We start from the raw sequence: 12,804 nt of genomic DNA, 5'->3' as shown, positions 1-12,804 counted from the left end.
TCCCCTCTCTTTACCCGGCTGGGTGACCTTTTAAAGAGGCCAAAAAAAGACATATCGCCCATGAGCAACATGCCTTTTCCTCAACAAAAATAGAAAAGGCGCAAGTTACGAAAAATGTAACCTACGCCATGTTAACGAGATCAAAAAAACGATACTACGCTCGTATCAATGGTGGGGTTACGTCATGTATGCCCTTGTTTGAATGACCCATGCGTACAATTCTTTTCATGACTAGCCCACCTTTCCATTAATATTTTAAATTTCCAATAAATACATTCTGAACTTTACCATTATTACAGATACATTGTCAACCGCGAAAATACCGCTGGCAGAATTCTCTCAGCATTGATTCGGCTCTTGAACAATGGGCAAACGTATCTTTTGTATTTTTGCTTGCGAACTTTTTTTGGTATGATTATCCTCATGAAGCTTATTCAGGAGGCCATTTATTTTGTTATCATCCAATCAAAAGCGTCGATTGACATCTGTTCAAATCATCGTGTTCGCCTACGTTGGGCTCATCCTGATCTCAGCGTTTCTTCTGTCATTGCCGTTTTTTCACTTACCGGGAGCCTCTCTTTCTTTTATTGACTCTTTGTTTACTGCGGCGAGTGCCATCAGCGTTACCGGGCTGACTGTCATTACGATTCATGAGGTTTTCAACCAGTGGGGGATTTTGTTTCTTACGTTGCTCTTCCAGGTTGGTGGGGTCGGAATCATGACACTCGGCACGTTCATTTGGATCCTCATGGGTCAAAAAATCGGCTTGGAACAGCGCATCTGGATCGCAACAGACCACAACCGCTCCACGCTGTCCGGTCTGGTCGACCTGATGCGCAATATTCTCGTGATTGCGCTCATGATCGAGCTGGTGGGGACCATTCTGTTAGGTAGTCATTTTATTTACGCCGGCTATTACGACGATTGGTACACCGCTTTTTACCACGGTTACTTTGCATCTGTCAGTGCTTTTACGAATGCCGGGTTTGACCTGCACGGAAACTCCATGCTCGACTTTACCCACGATTACGTGTTTCAGACTATCGTGATGATCTTGATTATTTGTGGAGCGATCGGTTTTCCCGTCCTCGTGGAGCTGAGAACGTACTTTTCCTATCGCCGCGCAAAAGTGCGTTTCACCTTTTCCCTCTTTACCAAGATCACGACACTGACGTTCTTTTCCTTGATCGCCATTGGCGCCCTGCTCATTTTCGTTTTTGAACGAAATCACTTTTTGGTCGATAAGTCTTGGCATGAAATGCTGTTCTATTCATTGTTTCACTCCGTCTCCTCGCGAAGCGGCGGCTTGGCTACGATGGATATCAGCCTCTTGTCAACCACAACACTCATCATGCTCTCCGGGATGATGTTCATTGGCGCCTCGCCGAGCAGCGTGGGCGGGGGGATACGGACCACGACGTTCTTCGTCCTGATTGCCTCTGTTTTTGCCAACATGCGTGGCTACAAGGAAGTAAAGGTGTTCGGAAGAGAGCTGGTTGATGAGGACATCCAACGCTCCTTTATTGTCTTTTTCATCGCAATCATCCTTGTGTTCACAGCGGTCATGCTGCTCGTCTGGCTGGAGGATTTACCTTTCCAGTACGTCTTGTTCGAGGTCTGCTCTGCTTTCGGTACGACCGGATTGTCTACCGGGATTACGGCTCAGATGGGCATAGGCGGCAAGCTCATCCTGATTATTACGATGATGATCGGACGTATCGGGATTATCAATTTGCTCCTCTTCTTGAAGCGCAATGACCGAATCGTACGCTACCATTATCCGAAAGAACGCATCATCATTGGTCAATAGAGGAAAGGAAATCCCCCAAAGCTATGTAGCCGTTGGGGGATTTTTTTCTAGAATCAAAAAGCTGGCAGAGGACAGGTCTGGATATTTCTGCTCAATCTTTCGCGTAATGGAGAAATCGTTGTACTTTTTCAAGTAACGCAAGATGTCACGATCCTTGATCATGTCGACAACCTGGGGTTCTGTCCCATTTGTTACTTTCGTGTAGAGAATGACATGTTTTTTAGCGCAAGAGAAGGTGTCATCCAATGTTTTCGCGAAGTCTTCCTCATCAGTAATGTGATACAGCACATCCAGGCATACGACCAGATCACTTTTTAAGTATCCTTGATTGTAAAAGGATTTCGGATGGTATAAAAAAAAGCTTTTCGACGAATCCTTGCCAAACATTCTGGCACACATCTGAACCGAAGTCGGTGAAACGTCCAACCCCACGTAATTTTCATATTTCATAAAGAGAAGTTGATTGCCGTCCCCACAGCCAAATTCAATAACGCTTTTCACTTGCTGCTCCTCGATATATGCATTGATCACTTCTGCTTTAAAAAGAGCCAGCACGCCATAGGAGCCAAGTCCAGAATTTCCACCCGAAGCGTAATTGTCCTCCCAGTACTTCCGATAATCAAAAGCGGATTGATTTTCCGTACTCATGGTGAGCTTCCCCACTTTCTGCCTGCGAAAATGATGTGTCGTTGCACAGTTTATGCGCGTGAACGATTTTCATGAAAAAAAGCTCCGCCAAGTGATGTTGGCGAAGCCTTCCTTGTCAACGCATGTAGAATTAATACGGGCCCCAGTTAATCAATACCCCGATCACGATAAACACGATGGAGAGAACTGTCCATACTGCTGTGAGCGGAAGCATGAACTTCAGCCACTTGCCGTAGGAAATGCCACTCATCGCCAAAATACTCATCAGAACACCTGAGGTTGGGTTAATGCAGTTAACCACACCTTCTCCGAGCATCAGAGCCTCTACTGCGACCTGACGCGTAATGCCCATCAGGTCAGCCAATGGTGCCAGCAGCGGCATCAGCATAACGGCTTCACCTGATCCGGACGAAATCAAGAAGTGCAGTCCGGCGCTTCCGAGGAACATCCCAATCGCCCCTGCCATCGGAGAGAGCGGCTCCAGGATGGTAGCAAGCCCGTACACGATGGTATCGAGGAACTTTCCATCCTCCAAAATGACCGTGACAGAACGTGCCATACCGACGATCAATGCCCCGTAAATCAATCCCTGACAGCCTTTTAAGAACGTTTTGGCGATATCGTTGCCGCTCATCTTGTTGAGCAAGCCTACTCCGATCGCAATAAAAATAAAGATTCCAGACATCTCGTTTACGTCCCATTTGAACAAGATCGTGCAGACGATAAAACCAATCAGAACGATCCCCGTAAACGCCAGGATCAATTTGTGACGGGTAGTAAAATCAACATTATTCGTGTCTACTTCCATCGTGGTTGAACCACTATCAGAAGGAAAGAGCTCACCCTCCAAGATACTCTTGTTTTGACGAACCTTACGCGCGTAACGCCCGATGTACAGGATGGTTACGATCACAAACGTAACATAAATGATGGTGCGGTAGCCGATACCTGAAAACAGCGGCAGCTCCGCAATTTGTTGGGACAAGCCCAGCGTTCCTGGAAAAGCAATTGTCGTATTGAATCCGGCATACACACCCAGATAAATCAGAGCCACACCAAAGATCGCATCCATTTTCATCGCTCTCGCAATCATGATGCCGAGCGGAACGAAAGCAATGACGGAGTTGACGATGACACCCAACGTACCCAAAATGGAGAAGACGGAAGTAATCAAAATAACCAGTAGCCACTCTCTATTTCCCAATTTTCGGACCATGGTCAGAATCGCTGCGTTGAGTGCACCTGTCTTATCCAAAACAGCTAAAGCACCGCCTGTGAACAAAACGAGGAAGATGATCGGTGCGCCTTTGACCATCCCTGTCTGGATCGCGGTAAAAAACTCGATAAAGCCTGTAGGATTCGGCTCGACCGCATGATAGCTACCCGGTACAACCGTCGTCACATTGCCGTTTTTTACACGGTCAAATTCTCCTGTTGGGACCACATAGGTAGCCAATGCACATAGAAGTAAGATGCAAAACAAAAGGACATAGGCGTCTAGCCGAAATAAGCTTTTCTTTTTTAGTTGCTTGCTCTCTGTCATAAGGTAACCCCCTGCTCGTGTAGCGCTTCTCTAAGAATGTTGGGCTGCTTCATAAATCGCAGCTGTCATGATTTTTGCCCCATAAATCAAGGCATCTGTCTGAAAAGTCATCTGTGGATGATGCAGAACAGGTGTGAGACCACACCCCAAACCAATCATCGTGGTAGCAAGCTCAGGGCGGTGAATTGCGTAAAAATGGAAGTCCTCTCCACCTGGTGTCACACATATATCGGCAATTTTGTCCTCACCCAGCACTTGCCCAATTGCCTTTTTGGCTACTTGGATCATATTCGCATTGGCGACCGCAGCCGGTGTGACTCCCGACCATTCCCACTCCACATCCATGCCCATCAACGCCGCTGTCTGAGCCATGGCATGCTCGGTTTTTCTCCGCAATTCCGCCATGCCTTCATTGGACTGTGCACGTACATCGAGGCTAAAGGTCGCTCGATCAGGGATGACGTTCACCGTTTCTCCCCCTGCTTGCAATTGGGTCATCTTCACGGAAAAAGAGCATCCGTCTTGTAGGCGAATATTTTGCAACACTTGTACCAAAAATGAAGCGGCTTCGATGACATTTTTTCCGAGCGCCGGACGTGCTCCGTGTGCTTGAAGACCTGTAATCGTCCCTCTGATGGAGCTAGACGATCCATGCAAAATCGCCGGAGCAGCGCTGCCATACGGGACTTCCATTTCCGGGCGCAGATGAACGCCGATCAGCTTTGTCACGCCTTCGAGGGCACCATCCTTCATCATCTGCAAGGCTCCGCCCATCTTCTCCTCAGCAGGCTGGAATAGAAAGCGCATCGTTTTCGGCGGCACCACCCCGCTTGCTTGAATAGCCAGGGCACTGTAGAGAGCCAGTGTCGAGTGAGCATCGTGTCCGCATGAATGATTCGGTCTTACTACGCCATCTACTTCCTGCACGAGTGCATCCATATCCGCGCGCAAAGCCACGATTTCAGCACTCTCTCCAGGAATCTCCGCATAGAAGCCATGGTGCCCCTCGAAGCGTGTGACGGCAATGCCAGCTGCCTCCAAGCGTTCCCGCAAATATCTCGCTGTTTTCTCCTCGTGCCAGCTCGGCTCCGCCAATTGATGCAAATCTTTGTATGTTCGCACTATTTCGTCGCGATGCTCGTCCACGTATAAGAACGGATTCATCCGATACATCCTCCTCCTTGATGTCTTCTCTAGTATCTCGTTTTGCTCTACCGGATGTATAGCAAGATTTGTGCCAAAAGCATATTGTTATAAAAGTTAAGCATTTCTGAACAATTCTGTTTTTTTAGGTTATAATATAGGTTGTTTTTTATAGATATTCGCTCCAATATTTTCACCCAAATCTAAAAGCTATTCGGCAAATATAAAGGAGTCGCATCATGATAAAACAGAACCCATGCATCTTGTTGATGACCCGACTGGAGACGATCAGCTTGGTGTTTGCAAACACGCTCACGTCTTTTTTCGGCAACCGTTTGAACATCATTCGAAACCATATGCAAGAACGGCTTCACCCGAGTGTGTACGATGCAGTTGACCTCATTCTCGTTTCGGACACCAGTCTCTTGCACGATCAGCCAGCTCTTCCGTCAGACATCCCTGTGCTGCTAGCAAGGCGCACGATTGACATTAACAAGTTGGATCAACTCATGGATTTACCTCCAGGAACGCGCTGTCTCTTTGTTTCCAACTCCATCGAAATGGTAGACGGCGCGATTGAGCTATTGTTTCATCTCGGATTCTCTCATCTGACTTTTATCCCGTACGTACCCGATACCGAGACTCCGCTTCCTGAAAAAGATCAAATAGATGTCGCTGTCTGTCATGGACTCAGGGAGCTGATTCCTGCCCATTTTGAAAACGTCATTGAATTGGGGCACCGCCCTTTGGATTTGACGACGATCTTTGATATTTCGCGCCTGCTTGATCTGTCTCCGGACAAAGCAAACCTGTACACGGCCGATTTCATCAGTGATTTCGTCCATATCGGGCGCAAGCTGACCAATTCGGTACATAATGAGCGGAAGCTGAATGAAAAGCTGAGCTCCATTTTAAATGCTGTTCATGAAGGCATCATTGGCACAGATGCCACAGGGAATATCACGGTGCTAAATAAAGAAGCTGAGAAAATTTTGCATATGACTGAAGCAACTTGCATTGGGCGAAATGTAGCAGAGGTCATTCCCGAATTTCATATTCTGGAGGTAGTCGAGTCACACACAGAAGTAACGAAGCAGGTATTGGAGTTCCGCGATTTGTACCTCTTGGTTACCAAGATTCCCACATTCTTGGATGATCAGTTTCTTGGGGCAGTCATTACCTTTCAGGACGTGACGAAGGTACAGCAGATCGAACAGGAAATACGGACGAAGAGTGCCGATCTCGGACTGATGACCAAGTATTCGTTTGACAATATCATCGGCAAAAGCACGTCCATTCAGGCTAACAAGCGTGTGGCGACCAAACTGGCCGAAAGCGACTTTACGATTCTCATTACTGGGGAAAACGGAACGGGGAAGGAAGTTTTTGCCCAAGCCATCCATCACCACTCGACGCGTCGTGACGGTCCGTTCGTCCCCGTCAACTTTGCAGGGCTGACCGAGAGCTTGGTAGAGAGCGAACTGTTCGGGTACGAGGAAGGTTCTTTTACAGGGGCACGAAAAGGCGGAAAGATGGGGCTATTCGAGCTGGCTCACAACGGGACTATTTTTCTGGACGAGATTGGGGATGCCCCACTCAGCATCCAAGCGGCACTGCTTCGCGTTCTCCAAGAAAAGCAGGTTATGCGTGTAGGGGGCTATCGCGTCATTCCAGTCAATGTCCGCGTCATCGCTGCTACCAATTGCAACTTGATGGAAATGGTCAAAAAAGGGACGTTTCGTGAGGATTTGTACTACAGACTGAATGTCCTGCCGTTGCACATCCAGCCCCTGCGTGATCGTCCTGATGATATTTTGGTGCTGATCGATTATTTTTTGCAGAAAAAAAAGCAGCGTCTGTCCTTCTCCCGAGAAGTGACGGAACAACTACTCCGTTACGATTGGCCAGGCAATATTCGTGAGCTGGAAAATTTCATTCACTATGCAGTCGTTATAGCAGAGGGGAATCAGGTGGAGCTGGCTCATTTGCCAGAGCGTTTTTTTGCGGGGCATGTCTCTACTTCACCACTTCTCTCTCACCGGGATGATATGTTGGAGGATACAATCCGGTATTTGTCCAGGCAAGGCTCCTTGGTAGATTACACAGCAATCCTGCAAGTGCTGTCCGATTGCTACAAGCGTCAGGAGCGTACTGGACGCAGCGCCCTGCTCACAAGAATGAACGATGGTCCCTCCATGACTGAAGCCCAAATCAGGCACAAGCTGACCATGCTGGACCGCGCTGGGTGTGTCTCGATCGGGGTCAAGAAGCAAGGGACGCAGATTACTGCGTTTGGGCAGCAGGTGTTGGAGGCTTTGCTGAGTAAGAACAAGGGATAATTATAGTTGTCTTCCAACAGATGTGGAGACCGAAGTCCTGCCACATGTTTTCCAGTCGCCTATATCCTCTCTTCGTTCGGGCGGTCTCCTTCCAAACATGTGGCAGGGCTTCTTTATAGCAATGTTATTATTCATCTTTTAAATCGTTTTGTAAGTTAGTGCAAAGTAGCTAACTTGCTACACTTCTTGAAACACTCTCAAGATGTTGACCAAAGCCACGTAGGAAGAAGTGCATTTTCAGTCCAAGCGCCTCTGGAGCCCTACCCAGCGTAGAAATGAATAGAGGGGAATTTCAGCTTTTATCATATACAAAAACGCTGTCACGTTTTCTGGTTTGAAGCGCTCCCGCTATTCATTTCGGAGCGACCAGTCAATCCCCCATGCGGGGCGTAGGCCGAAGCGCAGACTGGAAATGCACTTCTTCCCTCCACTACAGCATCGATACAGCATATGAAAAACAAAAAAGCGGCAAGTTTTTAACTCCTCCGCTTTTTTCATGAATCCACCTACGTAGTCACGATGGACGACTCTATTTTTTCTGGTTGAATCATAGGCAAAATAGGCAGCTCCATCAAATTCCGATGCTTGCCCGGCCCGTAGTAATCCTGCTCAGCATGTGCCAGACGGAAGCCATAGGCAGACAGCGCGCGAATAGAGGATGCGTTCGTTTCACTCACCGTAACCTGCACGGTGCGAAGTGTTGGAAACTGGCGCAGGGCTTGCAGTCTGGCTTCGATTAACCGCTTGCCGATGCCTTGACCTTGAAACTCCTTGCTCACATTGCTGAACAGAAGCCAGCCAGTCGTTTGATACATATCAATGCCGGCGCAGCTAAAACCGATGAGCTGGCCGTTGTAGGTCGCCTTGAAAATCAGCTCAGGAAACAGCTCCATATACTTTTTCAGCTCATGCAAGTTCATTCGATCGGGTAATGTCATATCTGCCAACGTAATCATTTCAGCAAAATCATCTCTTACGACGCGCTCAATCTGCACTTCCACCCTACCCGCCTCCTGTACATTCGCTCTTACATTTACACTGTAGCAAACGGGTATAAAGCTGGAATGGATGGCGTGTGAAAGTACTGTAAAATTCATTGCGTTCCGCTGAACAAACACCTATAGAAGCGGGATGTAAATAGATACTCTCATCGCCTCAGGAAAGCGTGAACCCCTCACATCTGTCACTTCAAAATCCGGTCCCTCGCCTCTCTCATAATTCGATTGAGGTAACCATGTTCCATAAATGTAGCGACGCGTGTTTTGCACAAGGTCGGCATCACCTGTCACTTTGAATTCCGCGTATTTTCCGCCAGGCAAGACGAGCGAAATAAAGCCTTCGGACAGTTCATCGGGAACATGATGCACAGCCTCCCCGATCACAAAGGAAAAGCCCCCGTCATCTTCAAATTCGCAGGCGATCCCATACGACATATCCTCCGCCGCTTTATTCGGAATCCGCAAATAGTCTTGATTACGTCCAAATTCATAATAGAAGCCCGGAATGTCTTTGAAATGCTGCTCATCCTGTAAGCTCGTCCGGAACCTCCGCCCAATGATACGAATGTCATCCAATGTCGTGATGGTTGGTTTGTTCATCATAATCTCCCCTTTGATCGTTTGGCGAAAGGCCAAAAAGTCCATCTTGGCTAGATAAGGTAGCGAATGATTTTCTTTGCGATATCTTCCAGGTGTAATGCCGAACTGCTTCTCGAAAGCGCGAGTCAATGCTTCCTGCGACTGGTATTGATAGGTCACGGCAATTTCGAGCACATTGTCACTTGTCTGTTTTAGTGCCAGTGCAGCTTCCGACAGTCTGCGCTTGCGAATGTACTCCTGTACACTGAAGCCTGAGATTGCCTGAAACAGACGTTGAAAATGAAACGCAGAGAAATGCGCCCTGGAAGCAATATCTGTGATGCTCATTTCTTCCTGAAGATGCTCTTCGACATAATCAATCGCGTCCTGAATCCGCTTGTACGTGTCCAACTTTGACTTCCTTCACCTATTTTTTCTTTAGTATGCGGGAGATGCCGAGCGTTTTTTTGATCAACTGTGCTATCTTTCAAGCTCACGTGGTCAATCGCTCTACCAATTCGGGCGACAGTTCCTTCTCTTCCTTTTTCCCATCCAGCTGCTGTGTCCAAATCCGCTCATGCAGCATCTCAAAAGCGTATTTTCCCATCAACGTACTGGAGCTGGATACCGTAGTGATCTCTAGTAATTCTCCGATTGGCTGATCATCGCAACCCACTACGGCTAAGTCTTCCGGTACGCGAATCCCCAATCTACTCGCCTCTTTGAAGATCCCTGCCGCTATATGATTGCACGATACGATCATTGCTGTCGGCCGCTCTTCTAATTGCAGCAACTTCCCCACAACATCCTTGCCATCCTGGATCGTTAAACATTCTTCAAATGACCACCCAGGGGAGGGTGTCACGTCAATCGAATGCAGCTTTTCGTAATAGGCACGTTTGCGATGCTGACTGTTAAAGCTGTTTTTTCTGCCTATGCAATACCCGATCCGGCGATGCCCCTTCTTCATCAGATACTCCATCCCAATCAGAAACGTTTGATAGTGGTCGATATGAACACTCGAAACAGATGTGGTATCATTTGCTTCACACGTGATGATAGGTCCATATCCTGCGTATTCATTGAGGGTTTCGCAAGAGCTGGACCTGGAGCACATGATTAGCCCATCTATTTTTTTATTTTTGAGCAAGTGTAAAACGCTACGTTCTTGCTCGGGGTTGTTATTCGTTTGGCACACCATCAACTTGTAATGATGCTGGGCTGCTTCTGCTGCAATGCCTTCGATAATGGAGCTGTAGTATTGGTTGTTGACGAGAGGCAATGTCACACCGATGACCATCGTTTTTCCAGTTGAGAGGTGGACCGCATTACTGTTTTGAACATAATTTTGTTCTTCAATAATCTTGAGAATCTCCGCGCGTTTTTTCTCGTTCACGTACGGATGGTTGTTAAGCACACGGGAAACGGTTGAAACGGATACACCTGCCAATTTCGCGATTTCTCTTATGTTAGCCACTCAGATTACTCCTCGACGTCGGATCAGTACTTATTACATACATCAAAACACATTCTACTTGCTCTGAAAAGCGTTCCACATCTTATGCTCTCCTTATGTAGAATGAAAGGAGTCGTGTTTTGTGATTCGCTTAAAATTTGAACATCTCTTGTTTATCGTAGGCTTATTGATTTTGGCGCTCGGGATCAACATGATGACGACCATTACATCCTTTGGTCTTAGCCCGTATGATTCGCTGTTTATTGCCCTGCATCAAAACTTCGGGATATCGATTGGCTTTTGGATGTTTGCCATTAACCTGACTTTTGTCATCATCGTCCTTTTCATGGATCGCAGTTATATTTCTGTCGGCGCCATTTTGGTCATGGTGCTGATCTCCGTCTTTGTCGATTTGATCGGGTCCATCGATGGGCTCATGGCTGCTATCCGTTCATTGCCGCCGCTTCTGACGATGGCACTCGGAAACATTTGCATCGGCAGCGGTATTGGGTTGTATGTGTGTACGCAAGTGTGCACAGCTCCCCAAGAGGCATTTGTACTGGTTATGTCGAAAAGATTAAAGTGGACATTCAGACGGACAGAAATTTTGCTGGCGTGCATGTTTCTTAGCGCAAGCTTCCTGTTAGATGGCCCGATTTATTACGGAACAGTCGTGCTGTCGTTTACAACTGGCTACATTATTCAAGCAGCAATCAACGTCGGGAATAAAATGCTTCGTCTCGCCAATCAAAGGAAGGGGGCGGAGGCATAATAGGAGGAAAGCCTTGAGAAATTTTCGACCAAAAGTTGTGTGTTCGCTTGCAGTGAGCCTGTTTCTATTGCTTGGTGGTTGTTCCTCTTCCACTGGTCTCGTAAAAGCTGACGGAGATGTTTTTGCCCAGAGCGAAATTCACAGACTGACCCAAGATCCTGAAAACGTGACGCATTACCAGCCGATGAGTATTCAGGAATTGACACCGCTATTGCCTTCGTCTCTCCAAAGCCGTATCAGGTCAATGGATAAAACGAAGCTGCCTTTTCCTGTCGAAAAAGAGATAGCCTATCTCGTCTCATTCTCCTCAGGCTCCGAAAAAGAAACACGATACCAGCTACAGCTGACATACACGCAGAATAACGAAGTCCCTATTACGGAAAACTTCTTTATCTTACGCATGACAGAGACTGATGAAAACCCCTTGGCCCATGTGAAACCATCTGGTTCTGGACTGGATTCGTTTGGGAACGTCATGCGCGTTGAGCCATTGACCGACGATATCACTTTCTATCATCATATCATCACGACAAACAGCTCTTATGTGTATAACTTTTACAAATATGATGATAAAAATCACGCAGTCAATCTGATCGTCACAAACGCCCATGAGATGGAGTTCTATGATCAAGGAATCTTTTATCATCTCGCGTACCACACGGGAAGCAATCAACTGGACCCTACCCTTCATGATCAGATGGTAGCGCTGGCGAAAGACTTAATCTCTGTCCGTTCCTAATTGAAAAAGAAGGATTCCCCTGTCGCTCATAAGACTGCGAGGGCGGAATCCTTTTTTCTATCTCTTGACCTTCACGTGGCGTGAGGCTTTACTATATTTCCCAGTACGATCAAGTAACTGGAGGATGAACGATGCCAAACCACGAACAAATTTATAAAACGCAAGCGGAACAGTACGATTTGATGATTTCCAGACAACCAAGTCTGCTTGCTGTCGTCGAAGAAATCACCCCTATCAAAGGACAGGACGTGATCGATCTGGGAGCTGGCTCAGGAAGGCTCACCTCTGTGCTTGCCCCTCATGCCAAGTCCATTCTTGCTCTGGATGCTTCCGCCGCTATGCTAGAAGTGAATGCACAACAGCTGACGCAAGCCGGTCTATCCAATTGGAAAACTAGCGTAGCGGATCATCGAAATATTCCCGCGGACGATAACACTGCGGATGTCATCGTAGCAGGGTGGACGGTTTGCTACCTCACCAGTTCTGAAGTTCCCAACAACGAACTCAATCTTGAAAAGATCATTCTCGAGATGAAACGTGTGCTCCGTCCTGGTGGCATGATCGTCATCATGGAGACGATGGGGACCGGATATGAAACACCTCATCCACCCGAATTTCTTACACAGTATTATTCCTTGTTAGAAAACAAATACGGCTTCTCTCACAAATGGATTCGCTTGGACTACCGATTTGCAGACTTGGAAGAAGCAGAGCGGCAAGCAAGGTTCTTCTTTGGTAATGAACTTGCGGACAGAGTCGTTGTGGAGAAGCTAGTGA

General features: G+C 47.3%; 11 protein-coding genes (1 of these 11 running past the window's edge). 5 read left to right on the top strand and 6 right to left on the bottom strand.

The features are described from left to right. Positions 1-451 precede the first annotated feature (451 nt). The gene (locus tag ACUUHJ_RS04795) at positions 452-1,810 is read left to right on the top strand and encodes a TrkH family potassium uptake protein (protein WP_172142641.1); all 1,359 of its coding nucleotides are present in this window, start codon (positions 452-454) and stop codon (positions 1,808-1,810) included. Positions 1,811-1,831: 21 nt separating this feature from the next. On the opposite strand, the gene ACUUHJ_RS04790 is transcribed toward ACUUHJ_RS04795, so the two are convergent. From ACUUHJ_RS04790 to ACUUHJ_RS04780, 3 genes are all read right to left on the bottom strand, one after another. Continuing rightward, positions 1,832-2,458: a class I SAM-dependent methyltransferase gene (locus tag ACUUHJ_RS04790; RefSeq protein ID WP_472298375.1), complete on the bottom strand. Its 627-nt coding sequence runs from the start codon at positions 2,456-2,458 to the stop codon at positions 1,832-1,834. A gap of 130 nt (positions 2,459-2,588) precedes the next feature. Then, the gene (locus ACUUHJ_RS04785; protein WP_472298374.1) at positions 2,589-4,001 is read right to left on the bottom strand and encodes a YfcC family protein; all 1,413 of its coding nucleotides are present in this window, start codon (positions 3,999-4,001) and stop codon (positions 2,589-2,591) included. Between the two features lie 30 nt (positions 4,002-4,031). After that, complete coding sequence (locus ACUUHJ_RS04780; RefSeq protein WP_472298373.1) at positions 4,032-5,165, bottom strand: M20 peptidase aminoacylase family protein; 1,134 nt, start codon at positions 5,163-5,165, stop codon at positions 4,032-4,034. A gap of 218 nt (positions 5,166-5,383) precedes the next feature. Between ACUUHJ_RS04780 and ACUUHJ_RS04775 the strand changes: the two genes are divergently transcribed. Next, positions 5,384-7,483, top strand: coding sequence for a sigma-54 interaction domain-containing protein (locus ACUUHJ_RS04775; RefSeq protein ID WP_472298372.1), 2,100 nt, complete (start codon positions 5,384-5,386; stop codon positions 7,481-7,483). 506 nt (positions 7,484-7,989) lie between these two features. Here ACUUHJ_RS04775 and ACUUHJ_RS04770 read toward each other — a convergent pair. From ACUUHJ_RS04770 to ACUUHJ_RS04760, 3 genes are all read right to left on the bottom strand, one after another. After that, positions 7,990-8,484 carry a GNAT family N-acetyltransferase gene (locus tag ACUUHJ_RS04770; protein ID WP_035984911.1) on the bottom strand — a complete coding sequence of 165 codons (495 nt, stop codon included), beginning with the start codon at positions 8,482-8,484 and terminating at the stop codon, positions 7,990-7,992. Positions 8,485-8,601: 117 nt separating this feature from the next. Further along, entirely contained in the window at positions 8,602-9,471 is an 870-nt protein-coding gene (locus tag ACUUHJ_RS04765; protein ID WP_289676213.1) for an AraC family transcriptional regulator, read from the bottom strand. An 82-nt stretch (positions 9,472-9,553) separates the two neighbouring features. After that, complete coding sequence (locus ACUUHJ_RS04760) at positions 9,554-10,537, bottom strand: LacI family DNA-binding transcriptional regulator (RefSeq protein ID WP_289676212.1); 984 nt, start codon at positions 10,535-10,537, stop codon at positions 9,554-9,556. 121 nt (positions 10,538-10,658) lie between these two features. Between ACUUHJ_RS04760 and ACUUHJ_RS04755 the strand changes: the two genes are divergently transcribed. The 3 genes from ACUUHJ_RS04755 to ACUUHJ_RS04745 form a co-directional block, all read left to right on the top strand. Further along, entirely contained in the window at positions 10,659-11,288 is a 630-nt protein-coding gene (locus tag ACUUHJ_RS04755; RefSeq protein WP_012684569.1) for a YczE/YyaS/YitT family protein, read from the top strand. 13 nt (positions 11,289-11,301) lie between these two features. Further along, the gene (locus tag ACUUHJ_RS04750) at positions 11,302-12,027 is read left to right on the top strand and encodes a hypothetical protein (protein ID WP_472298371.1); all 726 of its coding nucleotides are present in this window, start codon (positions 11,302-11,304) and stop codon (positions 12,025-12,027) included. Positions 12,028-12,158: 131 nt separating this feature from the next. Further along, a protein-coding gene (locus ACUUHJ_RS04745) for a class I SAM-dependent methyltransferase (protein ID WP_289676210.1) crosses the window boundary here: on the top strand, positions 12,159-12,804 show its 5' portion. The gene runs 41 nt beyond the window's last position; the window shows 646 of its 687 coding nt (coding positions 1-646); the start codon lies at positions 12,159-12,161; its stop codon lies beyond the right edge, outside the window.

The sequence above is a fragment of the Brevibacillus schisleri genome, assembly GCF_055685845.1.
The sequence above is the reverse complement of the archived record's forward strand: the minus strand, read 5'-3'. Positions and strand labels throughout refer to the sequence as shown.